Below are 22,215 nucleotides of genomic sequence, written 5' to 3' on the forward strand. Positions count from 1 at the left end.
AAAATTGGCAGGGCGCCTTGACAATGTGCGGCATGTCGGCTGAATTAATCCGCATTGGGGAATAAATGGTGAGGAAATCCCCAGGGAGGATCACAGACATGACTTATTGGCACGCAGGCGCTAGCCTGGGCGGCAGGATGATGTCCTTTGCCGCGACAACAAGTATTACCCTCATGCTGGGTGCGGCGAATGTTTCAGCGGCAACTGTCGTGAAATGGATGCATGTGGAGCTTGACCCGAAGGCTGTGGCAGTTTGGGAGGAGATCGCCAAGGACTACGAGGCGAAACATCCTGATGTCGACGTCCAGCTTCAGTTCCTGGAAAACGAGGCATTCAAGGCAAAACTTCCCACACTCCTACAATCAAACGATGTCCCGGATTTCTTTTACAGCTGGGGCGGCGGTGTCCTCCAGGAGCAGTCTCAGACTGGCGCACTGAAGGATCTGACCGAGATATTCGACGCCGATGGCGGCAAGCTTCGCCAATCGTACAACGGTTCAGCCATCGATGGCCTGTCGTTCGACGGCAAGGTATGGGCCGTCCCCTACAAGGTAAGCCTGGTCAGCTTCTTCTACAACAAGGAACTTTTTGCCAAGTCGGGTGTAAAAGCAGACGACATCAAGACCTGGGATGACCTTGGGAGTGTCGTCAAGAAAATCAAGGACGCAGGTATCGTTCCGATCGCAGGTGGCGGCGGTGAAAAATGGCCAATCCATTTTTACTGGAGCTATCTCGTCATGCGCAATGGCGGCCAGACAGTGTTTGAGGCGGCGCGCAAGGGTGAGGGTGAAGGGTTTAAGGACCCCGCAATCATCAAGGCAGGCGAGCAACTGGCGGAGTTCGGCAAGCTCGAGCCCTTTCAGCCAGGTTATCTCGGATCTACCTGGCCCCAGGCGCTCGGTGTATTTGGCGACGGCAAGGCCGCGATGATCCTTGGTTTCGACAACACTGAAGCCAACCAGCGCAAGAATGCCGGCGATGGCAAAGGCCTTGCTGCCGACAATATCGGTCGCTTCGCATTTCCGGTGGTTGAAGGCGGTGCTGGAAAGGCCACGGATACGCTTGGCGGCCTGAATGGATGGGCGGTGACGAAAAATGCGTCGAAGGAGGCCATCGACTTCGCCACGTTCCTGACCAGTAAGGAAAGTGAAGAGAAGATGGCGGCCGCGGGTATGTTGCTGCCGGTCGCGACTGGTGCAGATGGTGCCGTCAAAAACCCACTTCTGGCCGATTCCGCGAAACAGCTCGCCGGGTCCACATGGCATCAGAACTTCTTCGACCAAACGCTTGGTGCTGCGGTCGGACGTGTCGTCAACGATGTGTCTGTCGAAATCGTCTCAGGGCAAATGACATCGGAAGAAGGTGCGCAGCAGATCCAGGATGCTTTCGAGCTCCGTTGACATCTGCCATCCCTCGATTTGAGAGCGTTGGTCCAGTAGGGCGTTAGGCAAAGCTCTCACCTGATTTTGGGGCGGTTGGCCGAACTTTGTTGGGTCGCCGCATCCACGGGAAACTCTCTATCTGCACTCAAGAAAGCGGATAACGATGACGGACATCTCCATGACTTCTGCACCCACAGCCGTGCGCGTGGCTGCTAAAGCCAAGCACAAGCAAAGCTCTGTTGCCCACGACCGGGCGCTTACGCTTCTTGTTTTTCTCCCGCCGGCGCTGTTGCTTTTCACGCTCTTCGTCATTTTGCCGATGGGCGAGGCCGCGTGGTACAGCCTCTATCGCTGGAACGGTTATGGCACGCCTACCGAGTTTGTCGGCCTTAGGAACTTCCAAGTTCTTTTCGGCAATGCGGCTTTCTCACAGGCGCTTCTCAACAACGGCCTCATCATCCTCATTTCCGTGTTGATTCAGATCCCGCTCGCCATCTGGCTTGCGATGATGCTGGCGCACCGGATTCCAGGCGTCGTTGCCTTTCGACTTGTGTTTTTCCTGCCCTACGTGCTTGCTGATGTCGCTGCAGGCCTGATCTGGCGGTTCGTTTATGATGGCGATTACGGACTGTTTGCAGCGATTTCCAGCTTCTTCGGTTTTGCCAACCCCTATGTTCTGGCGGACAAGGATGTCGCAATCTACGCCGTGCTGGGGGTTATCGTCTGGAAGTACTTCGGGTTCCATATGATGCTTTTCATCGCGGGCCTGCAGTCGGTCGACAAGAATGTCCTGGAGGCTGCCGAAATCGACGGTGCCAGCGGCTGGCAGAAGTTCCGCTACGTCACATTGCCGATGTTGGGCTCGACTGTCCGTCTCTCTGTGTTTTTTGCAGTGATAGGTTCCTTGCAGCTCTTCGATATGATCATGCCGCTCACCGGTGGCGGCCCGTCCAATTCAACACAGACCATGGTCACCTTCCTCTATACCTACGGCGTCATGCGCATGCAGGTTGGGCTTGGGAGTGCAGTTGGCGTCGTTCTTTTCATTATCTGCGTGACGCTCGCCTTCGGTTACAAAAGGATTTTCATGCGCCATGACTGATACATCCACCTCCGTCCGCATGCCGCTTCAGACGAAGCTCTATCTATACGTTTCTTTGAGCTTGATTGCTGCCATCGTGCTGGTGCCGCTTTTGACAACTGCGCTTGGCGGCTTCAAGACGCTGGGCGACCTGCGTGTAAATCCCTTCGGTGTGCCTCAAGAGTGGCAGTGGGCCAACTACGGCGACATCCTGTTTGGCAAGCGTTACTGGCTGCAAATATTCAATTCGCTGGTGATCGCAGTCCTGACGGTCTTCTTGACCCTCACGGTGTCTGCGATGGCTGCCTTCACCTTTGCGCACGTCAAATTTTTTGGTTCATCGTTCCTTCTCAATTACTTCCTGTTGGGGCTGATGTTCCCGGCGGCGACTGCAATCCTGCCGCTGTTCATTCGGATCCGCGATCTCGGCCTGCTCGATACCTACTGGGGCGTCGTGTTGCCTCAGGTGGCTTTCGGCCTGGGTATGAGCATCCTGCTTTTTCGCAATTATTTCCGCAATTTGCCCGAGGAGTTGTTCCAGGCAGCATTCGTGGATGGCTGCGGTTATTTACGCTTCTTCTGGCATATTTCTTTGCCGCTTTCTCGACCGATCGTGGCGACTGTCGGCATCGTGTCATTCGTCGGAAGCTGGAACAGCTACATCCTGCCTCTTATCATGCTGAATTCGGAATCCAAGTATCCGTGGCCCCTTGGGATCATGGTCTATCGCGGCGAATTCGGGACGGAATGGCAGCTTGTTCTCGCTTTTATTACCCTGACCATTCTGCCCACCGTCATCGTCTTTTTCCTTGCCCAGAAACACATCATCGCAGGTCTGACGGCCGGCGCCGTCAAATCGTGACTTGAAAGGAGCATAAATTGGCTTCCGTTGAACTTAAGGATATCCGCAAGTCCTACGCCGCGCTTGATGTCATTCATGGCATCTCTCTCGATATTGCAGATGGCGAATTCATTGCGCTCGTCGGACCTTCCGGCTGCGGCAAGTCTACGTTGCTGCGTATGATTGCCGGTCTCGAAGAAATTACAGACGGCGACATTCATATTGGCGGCACCGTCGTCAACGGAATGACACCGCGCGAGCGCAATATTGCGATGGTGTTCCAATCATACGCGCTTTATCCGCACATGACCGTCGCCGAGAACATGGGGTTTAACCTGAAGCTTGCTGGTCAGCCGAAAAATGTCATCGATGAACGCGTTGCGGAAGCGGCTCGCATGCTTGATCTCGGAAAGTTGCTGGATCGCAAGCCTTCCCAACTTTCCGGCGGTCAGCGGCAACGTGTCGCCATGGGGCGTGCGGTCGTGCGCAACCCTGCCGTCTTCCTGTTCGACGAACCGCTGTCAAACCTAGACGCCAAGCTCCGCGTTCAGATGCGGAGCGAAATCAAGGCTTTGCATCAGAAAGTTGGAACGACATCCATTTACGTCACACACGACCAGATTGAGGCAATGACGCTCGCAGATCGTGTTGTCGTTCTCAACCATGGCCGCATCGAACAGCAGGGGACCCCGCTCGAACTCTACAAGACGCCTGCAAATCTTTTCGTAGCAGCCTTTATCGGTTCTCCGGCGATGAACCTCATTGAATGCGTGGTTGATGGTGAAGGCAACGAACCTGCCGCTCGCCTGAAGGACGGCACGGCCATCCGCATTTCGACGGGCAAAAAGGTCAAGCGCGGTCAATCGGTGACGATAGGTCTAAGACCTGAGCATATCGGCTCGACCACAGGAGGCGATGTAGCTTTGTCCGGTCGGACGGTCCTCGTCGAGCCAACCGGTGCGCAAACCCATGTGATTTTCGAACTCGCAGGAGATCAAGTTACTGCGGTTGTTGACGGTGAACAGCCTGTCCGCGTCAATACGCCTTTCGCTGCCAGCATCAGTCATGAGCGCGTGCACGTCTTTGATCGTGCAAGCGGTATCGCTTTGTGATCTTAACCGCCCACACGTTCTGAGCGAAATATGGTGTTTGTCTCCTCCAGATCGCATTTGGGGGTTGCCAGAAAATAACGAGCGGTTAGCTTGGCGATCGGGAGCCAAAGTGATTTTATCGCGCATCTGTATCGATACAGGAGGAGTTTTTTATGAAGACGATCAAAGGGCCGGGCATTTTCCTTGGCCAGTTTGCTGGCGATGCCGCGCCGTTTAATACGTGGGACGGAATAACCAAGTGGGCTGCGGAAAAAGGTTACCTAGGTGTCCAGGTTCCCACCTGGGCAAGCCAGCTCATCGATCTGAAAAAAGCAGCTGAATCGAAAGATTATTGCGATGAGTTCGCTGGCGTCGCCCGCGCAAACGGCGTGGAAGTGACCGAACTTTCAACCCATTTGCAAGGCCAGCTCGTTGCCGTGCATCCGGTATACGACGAAGCGTTCGATGGCTTCGCCGTCCCCGAGGTTCGTGGCAACCCGAAGGCTCGTCAGCAATGGGCGGTAGAGCAGGTCAAGCTCGCGCTGAAAGCTTCACATAATCTCGGCATTAAGGCGCACGCGACATTCTCCGGTGCATTGGCTTGGCCATTCATCTATCCGTGGCCGCAACGTCCGGCAGGTCTGGTGGAAACGGCGTTTGATGAACTCGCCAAACGCTGGACGCCGATCCTCGACTATGCGGATGAGCAGGGAGTGGACGTTTGCTACGAAATTCATCCTGGAGAAGATCTTCACGACGGCATTACGTTCGAGATGTTCCTGGAACGCGTGAAAAACCATCCACGTGCCAACATGCTCTACGATCCATCACACTACGTACTGCAATGCCTTGATTATCTCGACAACATCGACATCTACAAAGACCGCATCAAGATGTTCCACGTCAAGGATGCCGAGTTCAATCCGACCGGACGACAGGGCGTTTACGGCGGCTATCAGGGCTGGGTCAATCGTGTCGGCCGGTTCCGGTCGCTCGGTGACGGGCAGGTGGATTTCGGTGCGGTCTTTTCCAAAATGGCAGCCAACGATTTCGATGGATGGGCTGTTGTCGAATGGGAATGCGCCCTCAAACATCCTGAAGACGGTGCAAGAGAAGGTTCTGAGTTCGTAAAGGCGCACATCATTCGGGTCACCGAAAAAGCGTTCGACGACTTTGCATCTAGCGGCACTGACGATGCTGCCAACCGTCGTATGCTCGGTTTGTAAGTAATGGAATTGGTGAGGAAATATTATGGCAATTGAAGGAAAGACGACCGACAAGGCGGCAAGCAAGCGCATTCGTCTCGGTATGGTGGGGGGCGGTACGGGCGCTTTTATCGGCGGTGTTCACCGTATGGCGGCGCGGCTCGACAACCGTTTTGATCTTGTGGCCGGCGCCTTGTCCTCGACGCCGGAAAAATCGAGGGCGTCCGGTCTTGAGCTGGGGCTGGATGAAGATCGCTGCTATGGCTCGTTTGAAGAAATGGCCGAGAAGGAAGCCGCAAGGGATGATGGCATTGAAGCTGTCGCAATTGTCACGCCGAACCACCTGCACTATCCCGCTGCAAAGGCGTTTCTGGAGCGTGGTATTCACGTCATCTGCGACAAACCGCTGACCTCCAATCTCGACGATGCCAAAAAGTTGAAAGAGGTTGCCGACAAGGCCGACGCACTGTTCGTCCTGACACACAACTACACAGGCTATCCAATGGTGCGTCACGCCCGGGAACTGGTAGAGAGTGGCGCTCTTGGTGACATTCGTCTTGTCCAGATGGAGTATCCTCAGGACTGGCTGGCCGAACCTATCGAACAGACCGGTGCAAAACAGGCTGTCTGGCGGACCGATCCTGCGCAGTCGGGTGCAGGTGGTTCGACCGGTGACATCGGCACCCACGCCTATAACCTTGGTTGCTTTATCTCCGGTCTCGACGCCGACGAACTTGCTGCAGACGTGCACACTTTCGTCGAAGGACGTCGCCTCGATGACAATGCACACGTCATGTTACGCTTCAAGTCAAAGGGCACGGCGCAGCCTGCAAAGGGGCTGTTGTGGTGCAGCCAGGTGGCCGTCGGGCATGAAAATGGCCTGAAGATCCGTGTCTACGGTACAAAGGCCGGGATCGAGTGGACGCAGGCCGATCCGAACTATCTGTGGTTTACCAAACTCGGTGAGCCAAAACAGCTTATCACCCGCGGTGGAGCGGGGGCCGGAGCTGCGGCTGGACGTGTCACGCGCATTCCGTCAGGTCATCCAGAAGGCTATCTCGAAGCATTCGCAACGATCTACACCGAAGCTGCGCACGCCATCGAAGCGCGCCGTTCTGGCGAAGCACTCGACAAGGCGGTGAATTACCCGACCGTCGACGATGGAGTGAAGGGCGTAGCGTTCGTCACAGCCTGTATCGAATCCGGGAAAAAGAACGGGAGCTGGGTAAAGCTGTAGCACCTGAAACAAATGGACCGGGAACTCCCCGGTCCATTTTATTTGATTGTACCGGTTTAGCTATTCCGGTATTGCGCGGCGATTGATTGGCCGCTTGCACATCAAATTCTCATCCGATGAGTATTGCCCTGATGTCGTTGACGTTCGTGAGCGTGGGACCCGTCACGACAAGGTCGTCTATCGCCTTAAATGCCGTATAGCTGTCGTGGCATACCAGAGATTGGCGGGCATCAATCCCCGCCGCGTGGATGCGCGAAAGCGTATCTGGTGTTACCAGCGCACCGGCCGCATCTTCAACGCCATCAATCCCGTCACTGTCGCCAGCAATAGCCCATATCCCGGCCGCGCCCTTCAACGTCAGCGCAAGACTTAACAGGAATTCGGTGTTACGGCCGCCCTTTCCCGCGGGGCCTTTTCCGATGCTGACGGTTGTTTCTCCGCCCGAAAGCAGCACAGCCGGGCCTTTGATAGGCAAGCCTTTCTTGCTGGCAGAAATTGCTATGCCTGCCATCACTGCACCGACATCCTTGGATTCTCCCTCAAGAGAATCTCCAAGGATCAGAGGCTGAAGACCAAGTTTTCGAGCTTCTTCCGCCGCGGCCTGGAGTGCCAGAGACGGGGCGGCGATGAGGCGAACATCTTCGTCGATCTCACCAGCCTTAGGTGTTTCCTCGCCTTTCTCAAGAACTGTGCGTACGCTTTCGGGCAAATCCAGTCCATATCGCGAAACGATCTCCCGCACGGAGGCGATGTTCGTCGGGTCTGCGACCGTCGGGCCAGACGCAATTTCAGATGGATCATCGCCAGGTACGTCCGAAATCAGGAGGGAGACGACCTTTGCAGGCTTTGCCGCGAGTGCCAGACGCCCGCCCTTGATGCGTGACAAATGCTTGCGAACAGCGTTCATTTCCGAAATTGGCGCGCCACTTGAAAGAAGCGCCCGGTTGACCGCCATCTTGTCGGCAAGCGTCATTCCGTCGCCTGGAGCAACCATGAGTGCCGAGCCGCCGCCTGAAATCAGAGCGATGACCATGTCATCCGGGCCCAGATTTTGAACGGCGGCGAGAATGCGGACTGCAGCTTCCTCGCTCCTCGCATCAGGGACTGGATGGGATGCCTCGATGATTTCGATCCGACCAGCAGGAACCGCATGGCCGTAACGGGTGACGACAATGCCGGAGAGGTCAACAGAGGGCCAGGCAGCATCCAGAGCCGCTGCCATCGCGGCAGATGCTTTGCCGGCGCCTACCACCACACATTTTCCTTTCGGCGGCGAGGGTAGATGTGGATGCAAAACCTTTCCCGGGTCTGCGCTGGAGACAGCAGCCATGAAAATACGACTGAGCGCGTTTCTGGCCTGCAAATCGTTCCAGATAGTCATTGGTTCATGCTCCCGTCGTCGCGAAGGTGAGTGCTCCAAGAGCCAAAAGGGCAGGGAGCGTCTGAATGAAGAGGATTTTGATATTCGCGGTGATAGCGCCGAAGATCCCGGCGACCGCGACACAGATGAGGAAGAAGACTTTGAAGGTCAGTCCGGCGTCTCCTAGGAATAGACCGTACGTCAGCCCAGCAGCGATGAACCCGTTGTAAAGTCCCTGATTTGCGGCAAGCACCTTTGTCTGCCTTGCGAAATCAGCCGTGAGGCCAAATGCCTTGCGCCCGAGTGGTTTTTCCCAGAGCAACATCTCTAGCACAACGATATAGAGATGGATTGCGATGACGACCGCAATGAGAATATTTGCGAGCATGTGCGGCTTTCCTCCAAAAACCTTGTCGAGCGGTGTCTTCAAGAAATACGTCCGACACTCTTGTTTTAACGATGGTCTCACCGGCTGCAAGGTCGGCTGACACTCGTTGTGTGTAAACTTTTGATGCCGGCGAGGAATACTTGACTCTTTCTCAAAATAAGAACAAAACAAGAACAATACAAAAGTCGGAATTGAAACCTGTCATGCCATGCACAAGCGCGCGGAACAGTTGCTCGTTATTGAAGAACTGCGTGAACGGCTGGAAAATCTTGCCGGTGGTTCTGTACGCCGTCACGAAACTCTCCCCTTCGGTCTAGCGCAAATTGATAACCAGCTCCCAGGTGGCGGGTTGGGTCTTGGTTGCCTGCATGAAGTAAGTGGCAACGGTAATGGAGCTCTTGATGGTGCATCGGCAGCTTTGTTTGCGGCGGGTATCGCCGCGCGGCTTTCGGGCAAGGTCTTATGGTGCGTCACACGGCAGGATCTGTTCATGCCGGCGTTGGCGCAGGCTGGATTGTCTCACAACAGGCTCGTGATGGTTGAGTGTCGGGATGAAAAAGGCGTTCTCGACTGTTTCGAGGAAGGCTTACGCTGCAACGGTTTCGGGGCTGTGCTGGGCGAGATTGCGAAATTGCCGATGAATGCTTCGCGACGACTGCAGCTGGCAGCGGAAACCTCCGGCGTGACAGGCATCGCAATCCGGCGCTTCAGACGTCAGGCAGAGGCGACCATGTTCGGCGAGCCGACAGCAGCCGTTACCCGGTGGCGGGTTTCTGTCAGGCCATCGGCTTCGCTGCCGGTACCGGGAGTAGGCAGGGCACGCTGGTTTCTGGAGCTTTTGCGCTGCCGTGGCGGGGAAGCTGCAGCATTTGAAGTGGAAGCATGTGATGCAAAGGGTCGTCTCGCTCTATCTACCGACATGGCCGACGGATCGCTACCGGAGGCGGCTCGGGCATGATGCGCCCTCCACCGACAAACCGGTTGTTATGATCGGAAGGCAAGGCAGCCGCCGTCTCGTTCTGGCGCTGGACAAGGCTGCGAAGGTGGCTGGCATCCGGTTGGGCACACCGGTCAGCAAGGCGCAGGCGCTGGTGCCCGGTTTGATTGTGGAACATCTGGAGGCGGATGCTGATGCACGTGCGCTGAAGGAACTCGCTTTTCATTTTCTGCGCATCTATGCCCCCATCGTTGCCACCGATCTGCCGGATGGACTGGTCATGGATACGACGGGTGCGGATCATCTGCATGGAAATGAAACGCTGATGTTGGGCGGTATGGTCAACCGCTTGCATGCGAGCGGCTTTGCAGCACGCGCCGCGATTGCCGAGAGCTGGGGCGCTGCTTATGCGCTCGCCCGTTTTGGTGGTCAGGAGATTTCCGTCATTCCACAGGGTAAGGCGCGTGAAGCCCTTAATAGCTTGCCGCTTGCCGCGCTACGGCTTGAAGATGAAACGATCCGTGGTCTCAAGGTACTGGGTTTTCGTTCCATTGGGGAGTTGGCCGATGCTCCGCGTGCACCACTTGTATTGCGCTTTGGTCCGCAGCTGGCACGCCGGCTCGATCAGGCATTCGGCCAGGTCGCAGAGCCGGTCAAGCCGGTGCGTGTGCCCGAACTCGTGGAAGTGCGTCGCGTGTTCGCCGAACCTATCGCTGCTGCGGAGACGATAGGTCGCTACACTGAAAAGCTTGTAAGTGGTTTGTGTGCCGCTCTGGAAAAGCGCGGTCTTGGCGCCCGCCGTGTTGACCTCTTGCTCAATCGTGTCGATGGCACATTTCAGGCGATCCGGGCCGGGACATCGAAACCTGTCCGTGACGCAAGGCAGATAGCCCGACTTCTGACGGACCGTATCAATACCATCGATCCCGGCTTCGGTATCGAGACAATGGTCATGACCGTAACCCATGCCGAACCGCTTGTGGCGGGACAGGTACGTACATCTCTATTGTCCGAAAATCGTGCGGATGTTGCTGATACGATCGATGTCATCATCAATCGCGGTCATCGTGTCTACCGATATGCCGCTGTCGCCAGCGATGTGCCGGAACGCTCCGTTGCCCGCCTGCCGGCACTCTGCCCGGAAGATGCAATCGGCTGGCCGGGTCATTGGCCGCGTCCGATCCGGCTTTTTTCAAGACCGGAGCCTATAGAAACTCTTGCGCTGCTCCCGGATCATCCTCCGCGTTATTTCATCTGGCGCGGTATACGCCATCTGGTGAAATGCGCTGACGGGCCGGAGCGGGTTTTTGGAGAATGGTGGAAACGCGACCGGGAAAAATCCGCCGTTCGCGATTATTTCATGGTGGAGGATGAGACGGGAGGGCGCTTCTGGATCTTCCGCTCTGGTGATGGTGAACATACCAATACAGGCTCACAGGCCTGGTTCATTCATGGGCTGTTTACATGAGTGCGCCCCGCTACGCTGAACTTCAGGTCACGACGCATTTTTCGTTTTTGCGTGGGGCCAGTTCTTGCGATGAGTTGTTCGAGCAGGCTGCGCATCTTGGCATCGAGGCGCTTGGTATTGTCGATCGCAATAGCCTTGCGGCCATTCCTCGCGCCTATGAAGCGGCCAAGAATAATGGTGTTCGGCTCGTCATCGGCTGCAGGCTCGATCTCGAAGATGATCTTTCCGTATTGGTTTATCCCATGGATCGCGCCGCTTACGGGCGGCTTTGCCGTTTGCTTTCCATTGGCAAGAAACGGGCAGGCAAAGGCAAGTGCATACTCGAGTGGGCCGATCTTGTTGAATGGGGTGAGGGTCAGATTGTAGTGTTGCTGGCCGACCTTGCAGACGAACTTTGCACCCTTCGTTTACGTCGGCTCAGGGCAGCTTTCGGTGATCGCGCCTATATGGCACTTAGTCTGCGTCGCCGTCCGAATGACCAGATGCGGCTCTATGAGCTATCGAACATGGCGGCGGCTGCAGGCGTGCCGACCGTAGTGACAAATGACGTGCTATTTCATGTGCCTGAGCGGCGTATGTTGCAGGATGTCGTCACCTGTATCCGGCATAATTGTACCATTGATGAAGCAGGCTTCAGGCGTGAGCGCCATGCCGACCGTTACATGAAACCGCCGCAAGAAATGCACCGGCTGTTTCCGCGTTATTCGGAGGCGCTGGCCCGTAGCTTGGAAATTGCAAAGCGCTGCAGGTTTTCTCTCGAGGAACTGGCTTATCAGTATCCAGAAGAGCGCTCGTTGCCGGGACTGACGGCACAGGAGGCGCTCGAGAAACTGGTCAAGGAAGCGGTGCCGAGACGTTACCCGCACGGACTGCCAGATAAGGTTGACAAGGCGCTGAAACATGAGCTCGCGTTGATAGGTAAACTCGAATACGCCCCCTATTTTCTGACTGTGAATGCGATTGTCCGATTTGCCAGGTCAAAAGATATTCTCTGCCAGGGGCGCGGGTCAGCTGCAAACTCCGTGGTCTGCTATGTTCTGGGGATAACCTCCATCGACCCTTTAAAGGTTGACCTTCTTTTCGAACGTTTTGTTTCTGAAGAGCGACGTGAGCCGCCTGATATTGACGTGGATTTTGAACATCAGCGTCGCGAGGAAGTCATTCAATGGGTTTATGACAGTTATGGCCGAGACAAGGCCGCTCTTTGTTCTGTGGTTACCCGTTATCGCAGCCGTGGCGCATTACGCGATGTGGGCAAGGTTTTGGGCCTGCCGGAAGATATGACAAAGCTCATTGCCTCACAGGTCTGGCGCTGGAGCGACGGCGTAAACGAGGGACAGGTGAAAGAACTGAATCTCAATATGGAGGATCGCCGTCTCCAGCTTGCTTTCGAACTCGCCAACCAGCTTGTCGGTGCGCCGCGTCATCACAGCCAGCACCCGGGTGGTTTCGTTCTCACCCATGATAGGCTTGATGAACTTGTGCCGATCGAACCTGCTGCCATGGACGATCGCCAGATCATCGAATGGGACAAGGATGATATCGATATCGTCAAGTTCATGAAAATGGACTGCCTGGCGCTTGGCATGCTCTCCTGCATGAAAAGAGGTTTCGATCTTTTGGAAGCGAGGACGAACAAACGATACGATCTGGCTTCTGTACCCGCTGACGACCCTGAGACTTATGCGATGATTCAGAAGGCTGATACGCTTGGCACGTTCCAGATTGAAAGCCGCGCGCAGATGTCGATGTTGCCGCGTCTGAAGCCCACGGAATTTTATGATCTCGTTATTCAGGTCGCCATCGTGCGCCCTGGCCCCATTCAAGGGGATATGGTTCATCCTTATTTGCGTCGCCGTGAAGGCAAGGAGCCGGAACATTACCCCAAGGAAGAGCTGAGAGCAGTCTTGGGAAAGACGAAGGGCGTGCCATTGTTTCAGGAGCAGGCGATGCGCGTTGCTATCGAATGTGCCGGGTTTTCACCGGGTAAGGCGGACCAGTTGCGTCGTGCCATGGCGACATTCAAGAATGTCGGCACGATTTCCAAGTTCAGACAGGATCTGATCGATGGCATGGTAAAACGCGGCTACGATGCGGATTTCGCTGAACGTATCTTCAAACAGCTCGAAGGTTTTGGCAGTTACGGTTTTCCTGAAAGTCACGCTGCGTCCTTCGCGCTGATCGCCTATGCCTCTTCCTGGTTGAAATGCCATCATCCTGATATTTTCTGCGTGGCACTTTTGAACTCTCAGCCCATGGGGTTTTATGCCCCGGCACAGATTGTGCGCGATGCGCAAAATCATGGAGTCGAGGTCCGGCCTGTCTGCGTCAACAAAAGCCGTTTTGATTGCACATTGGAACCGACAGGCGAGAAAGATGCCAAAGGTGACCCACGCTTTGCCGTACGTCTCGGCATGCGACTGGTGAAAGGGCTTTCGAACAAACATGCTGCAGAAATAGTTGCCTGCCGGGAAGATAGGGACTTCGCTTCGGTCGATGATCTCTGGCGAAGGGCAGGGGTATCGTCATCAGCACTTGTTTGTCTTGCGGAAGCCGATGCCTTCCTACCTGCACTTGAGTTATCAAGGCGTCAGGCACTCTGGGCGATCAAGGCGTTGCGGGATGAGCCGCTACCGCTTTTTGCTGCGGCGGCCAGTCGGGAGAATGCCGTTATTGCTGAATTGGACGAGCCATCCGTGGCGCTTCGTCCCATGACGGATGGCGGCGAGGTGGTGCAGGATTACGGTCATGTCGGATTGACGTTGCGCGAGCACCCCATGTCATTTTTGCGCGCCGATCTCGCTCGCCGCCGCATTGTCACCTGCCGTGATGCGATCCGTGTTCGCGATGGTACCTGGCTTGAAACGGCAGGGCTGGTGTTGGTACGCCAGCGCCCCGGTTCCGCCAAGGGCGTCATCTTCATGACGCTGGAGGATGAAACCGGTATTGCCAATGCCGTCTTGTGGGTCAGGACGTTTGAAAAATACCGGCGCATTGTTTTGTCCGCCGGCATGGTTGGCATTTATGGAAAGATCCAGCGGGAAGGCGATGTCGTACATCTGGTTGCGCACCGGCTGACTGACCTTTCCGAAGCGCTTGCAAGTGTGGGAGAAAGAAACAAGGCGTTTCCCCTGCCACATGGGCGCGGTGACGAATTCCATCATGGGATGCCGCCGGAAGATCGCCGCCGAACTGTCAAGCGCTCGTCAACGGCCGATCAGGAAAATGACGCGGTGGAGCGGATCAAGGTCATCTCGCGAAATTTTCACTAGGGTCATTGGCTCAGGCAGCGTCTTCCACGCTTGCGAAATCCTTCTTTCGGAACTGGCTTGGCGGAGCGCCAACAACACGTTTGAACGCACGACTGAAGGAGGCCTCGGAATCATAACCAAGTTTTTCTGCTGCTGCTGTCACCCGCATTCCTTCACGCAACCAAAGCCGCGCCTGGTGCATCCTCACTCGTACCACGTAACGGGCGGGGCTTTCCCCGACCAAACGAGTAAAACGCTCAGCGAAACTTGATCGTGAAGCGCCCATCAGTCCTGCGAGTTCCTCGACACTCCAGTCTTTGTCGGGCGCAAGATGGATGGCTGCGAGTACCCTCCCGAGCTCGGGGTTCCTGACCGCCGCCAGCCAACCACTGGAATCGCCGCAGCCATGCTCGACCCAGGTTCGAATAAGTGTTGCAGTCAGCACGTCGGCAAGGCGCGCAAGAATACCACCGGCCCCAACACGGTTAAGTTCAACCTCCCGTGTCATCGCTTCGAGCAAGTGGGGAATAGCCGGATCGCTTTTTGCCAAATCGCTTGTCAACATCACATCCGGCATCATCTGCAAAAGCGGATGGAGATGATCCATGTTGAACCGCATCGAAGCGGTGAAAGCCACGGTGTCTCCGCCTGAACTGGCACATTGCATGTCAAAAATGCCTTGGCACACTTCCTTCTTGCCAAATCGATCGAAGGGTGTGGCTGTCACATTCTCACTGCTGCCCAAAACATGCGCGTGTCCACGTGGCAACAGAACGGCATCACCGCATTTCAAATCGAGCCAATCACCGGATGGCTTGTGCAGTTTTGCCTGCCCGACACCAATGAAATGAAATCGCGCAGCCTCCTGTTCGGGAAAGGCAGTCGCCCATGGGGATGCCATACGGCAACGACCATATTCGACACCGTCAAGGCGCAAACCGCGCAACATCTCTGTCAGGGCATCGTTCATGCTGGCCTCAGTGTTTGGACGTTATGTCAAGAAATACGGATTTTCTAGCATGGAAACGCCAGCGTGTCACGCGTAGGTTACGTGCATTCCCTGGTGCGGCAGGAATGACCTCCCGATGATCCCGCCGTGCCTTTCCATCGTCTTCACCCTATTCCGCAAGGGATGCCCGCGATATCTGCGCGGCGCCCGTCAGGAGATTTTTATGACCAGCCGGACGACCAACGAACTTGAATATATCCCTCGCACTCGCGAACCTGACGCGAAATGGGCCGCGGTCTTCTCGCTCTCGCTCGGCGTTTTTGGACTTGTGACAGCGGAATTCCTGCCGGTCAGTCTTTTGACCCCCGTCTCTGCCGATCTTTCGATCAGTCCTGGTATCGCTGGCCAATCCATCACGGTGACAGCACTCGTAGCCGCAGTTGCCGGACCCGCAGTTGTCATCGGTACCCGTAGCGTCGACCGCCGATTGACACTCCTGGGTCTTACGCTCCTTCTCATCATCTCCAGTACGCTTGCTGCGTTCGCAAACGGGCTTTCAATGCTTTTGGTATCGCGGGTTCTCCTCGGTATTGGGCTCGGCGGTTTCTGGGCGATGTCAGGTGCTCTTGCGCTGAGGCTTGTGCCGCTCGACAAGCTGCCGCGCGCGATGTCGATCATCCTCACGGGCGTGTCGCTTGCAACGGTTTGTGCCGCACCGGTTGGGGCATGGATTGGAGCCACTCTGGGTTGGCGTGCTGCGTTCGCGGTTGCTGCGATCCTCGGCGTGGTTGCATTCTTTGCCCAGATATTGACAGTACCTGCTCTCGCCCCGGCCGGAGCACCGAGCTTAGGGACAATGTTCCGTTTGTTGCAGCGGCCGCAATTGCGCATCGGTCTTCTGACGACCATGTTGGTTGTAGCGGGCCAGTTCGCAGGGTTTACGTATGTTCGCCCATTTCTCGAAGAGGTTCCGAAATTCGGTATCGAGGCGATTTCCTTTGCGCTTTTGGCCTATGGGGTCGGTGGCTTTTTCGGTAACTTCTTTGGTGGGTTTCTCGCAGAGCGTAATGCGGCGTGGGCTGTAACCATCGTTGCGATCCTGATCGCTGCATCGGCTTCTGTCCTCGTGATTGCAGGGACCTCTCCCGTCATTGCATCCGTGGCGATCGCATTTTGGGGCTTTGCCTTCGGTGGTTTGCCGGTCACGGTACAGAGTTTTGTAACACGGGTTGCGTCTGACGAAGCAGAGAGTGCCGGAGCGCTGTTGCTAACCACTTTTCAGATCGCCATTTCGAGCGGCGCCGTTCTCGGTGGGCTGCTGATCGATCTTCATGGTGCAACAATGGTGTTCGTTTTCGTCAGTGTATCGACGCTTTTGGGCGCGAGCCTCATGGCTTCGCACCGTGGCGTGGTTCCGCAGGCCGAGGCCTCAAGGGGATAACGTACCGAGCAATCAGAGGGTCCGCACATGCGGGCCCTTTTTCTTTAGGGGGCGTCGATTGCCCTTTGCGTGCGATCTTTGCCGACTTCTATGACGTGTCGCATCGCCTTGATCGCCCCATCGGAATCTCTGGCTGCGATCGCATGCACGATCCGCAGGTGGTTCGAGGCGATTTCGGCAATTGTCTCAGGCGAGGATGCAGGAGACGAAAGCTTGAACGAGATTGCAAGTGCCGCCTCGATGAGTCCACTGGCCGAACGCATGAAGGGATTTCCCGACATATGGGCAACCGCCAAGTGAAATTCGAGATCGACCTTGGCGATGCTTTCCGGCGTGTGATGCTGATTGTCGAATTTCGCGGCAATTACGTAGAGGGAAACAATATCCTCATTTGAAGCCTGAAGGGCGGCGGCTGCCGCGGCCGCCGGTTCCAGCGCCAAGCGGATTTCAGCGAGATGATTGACGAACTCCTGATCTATTCCAGCGTCGCAACGCCAGCCCAGTACGTCGGGGTCAAAGAAGTTCCAGCTCGACCGGTTGAGGACGCGCGTTCCCACTTTTGCCTTGGGTTCCACTAGTCTTTTAGCTGCGAGCGTCTTCATCGTTTCGCGCAGCACCGTTCGTGATACGCCAAAGCGCATCGACAGTTCGGCGTCGTTTGGAAGCAGAGCGCCTTCGGCAATTTTGCCCGAAACGATGGCGCTGCCGAGTTCGGACACCACATGAGAGTGGCTGTTCCGGCGCTTTCGCCCACTTATCGTCGTTTCCAGCAGCCCCAAGTGCGCCTCCGTATGTTTCAGGCCGGATGTGGCCCGGCCAGTCTCCTGTTTGAATACCAGATGATTGCGCGCTGCAACACGATGAAGACGAAAAGCAGAATGCCGATGGCGATTTTCGTCCACCACGATGAAAGTGTGCCGTCAAAAACGATGTATGTCTGGATCAGTCCCTGAATAAGAAGCCCGACAAATGTTCCGGCCACCAATCCGGTGCCGCCCGTCAGAAGGGTACCACCTATGACAACGGCTGCGATTGCATCAAGTTCAACACCGACCGTTGCCAATGAATAGCCTGAGGAGGTGTAGAGCGTATAGACGATGCCAGATAGGCCCGACAAAAAGCCGGAGAGCGCATAAATACCAATTGTCGTGGACCCGATCGGAACGCCCATGAGCTCGGCGGATTGTACATTACCTCCAAGTGCATAGACATTGGCTCCAAAGCGCGTGCGGCTTGCAATAAGGATGCCTGCTGCAAAAACAATGAGCATCAACATTGCAAGAGCCGTCAGTCGGCCGCCGCCCGGGAAGCGGACGTAAAACCCCTGGATCGCATCGATAAAGGGATGGGAGATCGGCACGGATTGCGTCGAGATCAGATAGGCTGCACCACGTGCCAGAAACATACCCGCAAGCGTCACCACAAATGGTGGGATAGACAGGAACCGGATCATCGCCCCCATCAGGCAACCGAACAGAGTTGAGATCGCCAATACTACTGCAAAGGCGAGCACCGGGTGGACGTTATAGGTTCCAACCATGACCGCGACGAAGACACTCGTGAAGGCGATAACAGACCCTATCGATAGGTCGATCCCGCCAGACAATATGACGAAGGTCATTCCGACTGCGGCAATCCCCAGGAAGGCGTTGTCCGTCAGAAGGTTACCGATCACGCGGGTTGAGAAGATTGCCGGATACTGGATGACGCAAAGAATATAGGCGATGACGAAGATCGTCAGAGTGGTGAGGAAGGGAAGATTGCGGCTGTGTATCATCGCGCTGCTCCCTCTTTACCCACGCCGTTGGCAGTATGGGATGGGGTTTGAGGCTTTGGCCTAGAGGTTTTGAGAAAATCGAGAAGGGTCAAAATTGCCGGAGATTGCAGTGTAAGCACGACAATAATGATACCCGCCTTGATAATGAGATTGAATTCCGGCGGAAATCCCGACACCAGAATACCGGTGTTGATCGTCTGGATGATCAGGGCACCAATCAGCGATGCAGTGATAGAGAAGCGGCCGCCATTCAGAGACGTTCCGCCGATGACCACTGCCAAGATAGCATCGAGCTCAAGCCAAAGGCCTGCATTGTTGGCGTCGGCCCCGCGGATATCGGCGGTGACAATCATGCCCGCAATTGCTGCACACAATCCCGATACGGCGTAGGCGAAAAACAGAAGGAAACGGGCTCGCACGCCTGCAAGAGAGGCGGCCCGTCGGTTGATACCGGTTGCCTCAATCAGAAACCCGAGTGCCGTCTTGCGAACCAGCAGTCCGATAACCAACGCTGTCGCTGCCCAGATGATGACAGGCAGCGGAATGCCTGCAAGAGTGCCTGAACCGATCGCGGCAAAGCCATCATTGTTGAAGGTCAGAATGACACCCTCGGTGATGAGCTGCGCGATCCCGCGTCCCGCGACCATCAATATGAGCGTTGCGATGATGGGCTGGATATCGAGAACTGCAACCAACACACCATTCCAGATGCCGCACGCTATGCCGACGGCAAGAGATATAACGATAACAGATGCAATGGAGTGCCCTTCACTGATCAGTGTCGCCGCAACCGCGCCGCAAATCGCAATCACGGCACCAATGGAAAGGTCAATGCCCCTTGTCGCGATAACCAGCGTCATCCCGACAGTCAAAAGCGCAACCGGTGCGGCGCGCACCAGGATGTCGATGAGGCTGCCGTAGAGGCGCCCGTTCTGGAAAGAAACATTGAGAAACCCGGGAGAAATCACCGTGATAGCGGTGAGAATGACAACCAGGGCGGCAATCTGGGGAAACAGTCTTTTCAGGCGGTTTTTGATCGCGTGCATCAAGCAGCCTCCGTTCGTGCTGCATCTGCAATGGCACGCATGATGTTGTCTGCTGTTACATCTGCTCCCGCGAGCTCACGTACATGACGCCTGTCCGACAGGACGACCACGCGGTGTGCTATCGCCGTCAATTCCTCGAGTTCGGACGATATGACAACCAGAGACATGCCTTCTGCGCACAGCCTCTCTATCATCTTCAGAATTTCCGCATGGGCGCCGATATCGATCCCGCGTGTCGGCTCGTCCAGGATCAGTAGCCTTGGATTGGTCGCAAGCCAACGAGCGAGAATGGCCTTTTGCTGATTTCCACCAGACAGAAATTTGATCGGCCGATCCGGATCGGCGGGGCGTATGTCGAGGGACTGAATGAAATCTTTTGCGAGCTCGGATTTCTGTTTTCGGGAAAGTGGTCTGGCCCAGCCTTGCCTCGCCTGGAGGGCGAGCGCGATGTTATCTGTTACAGACAAGTCGCCGATGATGCCGTCGGTCTTTCGCTCTTCGGGACAGAAACCGAAACCTGCTGCGATTGCTGCTTCGGGAGAGGTGATTGCGACCGGCGCGCCGTCGATGATCGCTCTGCCGCTGTCTGGGCGTTCAACGCCAAACAGCAGGAACGCCGTTTCCGTACGACCAGATCCGAGAAGACCGGCGATGCCAACAATTTCGCCCGCCCGCACATCAAGATCGAATGGCGCGACGCTGCCCCGCTTACCGTAATTCTCGAAGCGGATCGATGCCTCGCGCTCTGTGATGGTCTGTTCGGTCGCCTCATGATCATGCGTGATGTGCTGTAACTCACGCCCGAGCATCATTGAAATCAGATCGGCACGCGGAAGATCTCCAATGGCTCGGGTGCCAACGAGCTTACCGTTGCGTAGAACGGTCACCCGGTCGGCAATGTCATACACCTGATTGAGAAAATGCGTGATGATGACGGTGCCAATACCTTGCTTCCGCAATTGCCTGAGGACCCCGAAGAGCATCTCAACCTCGTGCGTATCCAGGCTCGCTGTTGGTTCATCCAGAACAAGGACCTTGCCGGATAGGTCGACCGCCCGGGCAATGGCGATGATCTGGCGTATCGCGACGGAATAGGTAGAGAGTAGTGCGTTGACATCGATCGATAGGCCGTAACGCGAAAGCAATTCCAGCGCACGCCTGCTCATCTCACGGCGGTCGATCATGCCGAACCGTCGGGGCTGGCGACCAAGGAAGAGGTTTTCGGCGACCGTAAGGTTTTCGAGGAGGTTTACTTCCTGGTAGACCGTGCCGATGCCGAGCGCTTGTGCATCGCCAACATTGGCCGGAGAGATCTCCTGACCTTCCAGCAACACCGAGCCGCTGTCACGATGATATACGCCCGTCAGAATTTTAATGAGAGTTGATTTTCCCGCGCCGTTTTCGCCGAGGAGCGCGTGAATTTCACCACGCTGCACCGAGAAATCGACGCCATCAAGGGCTTTGATCCCGAGGAAGGCTTTGCCGATCGCGCGTGCTTCCAAGAGTGTGGCCGGTTCGGACATTTCGCAGTTTCCCAGATGGATCAAGAGTGCGGAACGGCACATCTGTACCGCTCCGCCTGAAGTGGAGCCTGGATTAATATCCTAGCCCCTTTTTCGCCTCGTAGACCTTCATAGGATCATCGGACGACGTGTAGAGCTTGGATTCAGTCTGAATCCACTTAGCCGGCTCCTTCTTGTCCTTCAGATAGGCATCCAGTGCATCGAACGCCGGTCCTGCCATGTCCGGTGTCAGTTCCACCGTTGCATTTGCTTCACCATCTGCCATGGCTTTGAAGATGTCCGGAACAGCGTCGATCGAGACAACCTTGATATCGGTTCCGGGCTTTAGGCCTGCTTCCTTGATTGCCTGGATTGCACCGACAGCCATGTCATCATTGTGTGCGTAGACGGCACAGATATCCTTGCCGCCGCCCTCGGCCTTAATGAAGCTTTCCATCACTTCTTTGCCTTTGGTGCGGGTAAAGTCACCGGTCTGCGAACGAACAATCTTGATGTTGCTGTGCGAGGCAATTGCCTCCTCAAAGCCCTTCTTGCGGTTAATGGCAGGCGACGAACCGGTCGTGCCCTGCAATTCGACCACTTTGCAGTCCTTAGAGCCGACGTCCTTGGCGAGCCAGTCGCCCGCGACCTTGCCTTCATGGACCTGATCGGATGTCACGGCTGTCAGATACAGACTGTCGGGTGCCTCGATCTGGCGATCAAGGAGTATGACGGGGATGTTTTCTTCCTTGGCTTCCTTCAGGACAGCATCCCAGCCGGTGGCGACGACTGGCGCAATCAGGATTGCGTCGACACCCTGAGCGATGAAGCCGCGAACGGCCTTGATCTGGTTTTCCTGTTTTTGCTGTGCATCAGCAAACTTAAGCGTGATACCACGCTTTTCTGCCTGCTGCTTTGTGACCGTTGTTTCTGCCGCGCGCCAACCGGATTCAGAACCGATCTGCGAAAAACCGACGGTGAGCGATTGCGCAGAAACGCCGGATGCAAGGCATACTGAAAGTGCGACAGTGACTGCCGCGATTGCTTTTCTCATCTTATCCTCCCAGAGATGAAGTCAGCTGACACGGCAGTATGAGCATATAGTAATATCTTTGAAAAGTGTTTTTTGAGGCTGTTCGCTCGTGCATGGGTGTAAAGAAGGGGGGGACCAATTAAGATCTAGATAAATCAATAATATAATATGTTAGGGGATCAGAAGTGTACTTCTGTCGAGCGGGGTGGATTTCGCCTGTTTGAAA

At 55.8% G+C, this 22,215-nt stretch carries 18 protein-coding genes; 10 read left to right on the plus strand and 8 right to left on the minus strand.

Translation table 11 applies throughout. The features are described 5' to 3' along the window. The first annotated feature begins 98 nt into the window (after window positions 1-98). The 6 genes from ACIQT8_RS17995 to ACIQT8_RS18020 all read left to right on the plus strand — a co-directional run bounded on the left by ACIQT8_RS17995 (window position 99) and on the right by ACIQT8_RS18020 (window position 6,837). Window positions 99-1,400, plus strand: a complete 1,302-nt coding sequence (locus ACIQT8_RS17995; protein ID WP_400967863.1) for an ABC transporter substrate-binding protein — start codon at window positions 99-101, stop codon at window positions 1,398-1,400. A 145-nt stretch (window positions 1,401-1,545) separates the two neighbouring features. Continuing rightward, window positions 1,546-2,484 carry a carbohydrate ABC transporter permease gene (locus ACIQT8_RS18000; protein ID WP_138793299.1) on the plus strand — a complete coding sequence of 313 codons (939 nt, stop codon included), beginning with the start codon at window positions 1,546-1,548 and terminating at the stop codon, window positions 2,482-2,484. Next, entirely contained in the window at window positions 2,477-3,325 is an 849-nt protein-coding gene (locus tag ACIQT8_RS18005; protein WP_138793298.1) for a carbohydrate ABC transporter permease, read from the plus strand. Before ACIQT8_RS18000 ends, ACIQT8_RS18005 begins: the two co-directional genes overlap by 8 nt. A gap of 17 nt (window positions 3,326-3,342) precedes the next feature. Then, window positions 3,343-4,416: an ABC transporter ATP-binding protein gene (locus ACIQT8_RS18010; protein WP_400967867.1), complete on the plus strand. Its 1,074-nt coding sequence runs from the start codon at window positions 3,343-3,345 to the stop codon at window positions 4,414-4,416. Window positions 4,417-4,568: 152 nt separating this feature from the next. After that, window positions 4,569-5,621, plus strand: coding sequence for a sugar phosphate isomerase/epimerase family protein (locus ACIQT8_RS18015; protein WP_400967870.1), 1,053 nt, complete (start codon window positions 4,569-4,571; stop codon window positions 5,619-5,621). Window positions 5,622-5,646: 25 nt separating this feature from the next. Beyond that, a complete protein-coding gene (locus ACIQT8_RS18020) occupies window positions 5,647-6,837 on the plus strand; it encodes a Gfo/Idh/MocA family protein (RefSeq protein ID WP_400967873.1) in 1,191 nt (396 codons plus the stop codon). A 109-nt stretch (window positions 6,838-6,946) separates the two neighbouring features. On the opposite strand, the gene ACIQT8_RS18025 is transcribed toward ACIQT8_RS18020, so the two are convergent. Beyond that, window positions 6,947-8,218, minus strand: a complete 1,272-nt coding sequence (locus tag ACIQT8_RS18025) for a glycerate kinase (RefSeq protein WP_400967876.1) — start codon at window positions 8,216-8,218, stop codon at window positions 6,947-6,949. A 4-nt stretch (window positions 8,219-8,222) separates the two neighbouring features. Continuing rightward, window positions 8,223-8,585, minus strand: a complete 363-nt coding sequence (locus ACIQT8_RS18030) for a DUF1304 domain-containing protein (protein WP_400967879.1) — start codon at window positions 8,583-8,585, stop codon at window positions 8,223-8,225. Between the two features lie 208 nt (window positions 8,586-8,793). Here ACIQT8_RS18030 and ACIQT8_RS18035 point away from each other — a divergent pair, with 208 nt between their 5' ends. From ACIQT8_RS18035 to ACIQT8_RS18045, 3 genes are read left to right on the plus strand one after another with little or no spacing between them, the layout of a single operon-like run. After that, window positions 8,794-9,543 carry an ImuA family protein gene (locus tag ACIQT8_RS18035; protein WP_138793292.1) on the plus strand — a complete coding sequence of 250 codons (750 nt, stop codon included), beginning with the start codon at window positions 8,794-8,796 and terminating at the stop codon, window positions 9,541-9,543. Then, entirely contained in the window at window positions 9,473-10,990 is a 1,518-nt protein-coding gene (locus ACIQT8_RS18040; protein ID WP_400967882.1) for a Y-family DNA polymerase, read from the plus strand. The genes ACIQT8_RS18035 and ACIQT8_RS18040 overlap by 71 nt, the downstream gene beginning before the upstream one ends. Continuing rightward, on the plus strand, window positions 10,987-14,262 hold the full coding sequence (locus ACIQT8_RS18045) for an error-prone DNA polymerase (protein ID WP_400967884.1): 3,276 nt from the start codon (window positions 10,987-10,989) through the stop codon (window positions 14,260-14,262). Before ACIQT8_RS18040 ends, ACIQT8_RS18045 begins: the two co-directional genes overlap by 4 nt. Before the next feature lie 10 nt (window positions 14,263-14,272). Here the strand turns inward: ACIQT8_RS18045 and ACIQT8_RS18050 are convergent, their stop codons facing one another. After that, a complete protein-coding gene (locus ACIQT8_RS18050; protein ID WP_400967887.1) occupies window positions 14,273-15,211 on the minus strand; it encodes an AraC family transcriptional regulator in 939 nt (312 codons plus the stop codon). 202 nt (window positions 15,212-15,413) lie between these two features. Between ACIQT8_RS18050 and ACIQT8_RS18055 the strand changes: the two genes are divergently transcribed. Next, entirely contained in the window at window positions 15,414-16,631 is a 1,218-nt protein-coding gene (locus ACIQT8_RS18055) for an MFS transporter (protein WP_400967890.1), read from the plus strand. A gap of 44 nt (window positions 16,632-16,675) precedes the next feature. Here the strand turns inward: ACIQT8_RS18055 and ACIQT8_RS18060 are convergent, their stop codons facing one another. From ACIQT8_RS18060 to ytfQ, 5 genes are all read right to left on the minus strand, one after another. Beyond that, window positions 16,676-17,410, minus strand: coding sequence for a FadR/GntR family transcriptional regulator (locus ACIQT8_RS18060; RefSeq protein WP_138793288.1), 735 nt, complete (start codon window positions 17,408-17,410; stop codon window positions 16,676-16,678). A 17-nt stretch (window positions 17,411-17,427) separates the two neighbouring features. Further along, window positions 17,428-18,408 (minus strand): galactofuranose ABC transporter, permease protein YjfF, encoded by a 981-nt coding sequence (gene yjfF / locus ACIQT8_RS18065; protein WP_400967894.1) that lies wholly within the window; start codon window positions 18,406-18,408, stop codon window positions 17,428-17,430. Beyond that, window positions 18,405-19,454, minus strand: coding sequence for an ABC transporter permease (locus ACIQT8_RS18070; protein WP_400967897.1), 1,050 nt, complete (start codon window positions 19,452-19,454; stop codon window positions 18,405-18,407). The genes yjfF and ACIQT8_RS18070 overlap by 4 nt, the downstream gene beginning before the upstream one ends. Then, on the minus strand, window positions 19,454-20,977 hold the full coding sequence (locus ACIQT8_RS18075; protein WP_400967900.1) for a sugar ABC transporter ATP-binding protein: 1,524 nt from the start codon (window positions 20,975-20,977) through the stop codon (window positions 19,454-19,456). Before ACIQT8_RS18075 ends, ACIQT8_RS18070 begins: the two co-directional genes overlap by 1 nt. Window positions 20,978-21,050: 73 nt before the next feature. Next, the gene (ytfQ, locus tag ACIQT8_RS18080) at window positions 21,051-22,010 is read right to left on the minus strand and encodes a galactofuranose ABC transporter, galactofuranose-binding protein YtfQ (protein WP_400967903.1); all 960 of its coding nucleotides are present in this window, start codon (window positions 22,008-22,010) and stop codon (window positions 21,051-21,053) included. Window positions 22,011-22,215: the final 205 nt, after the last annotated feature.

The organism is Agrobacterium sp. NPDC090273, assembly GCF_044772305.1.
In the GTDB taxonomy this organism is placed as follows: domain Bacteria; phylum Pseudomonadota; class Alphaproteobacteria; order Rhizobiales; family Rhizobiaceae; genus Agrobacterium.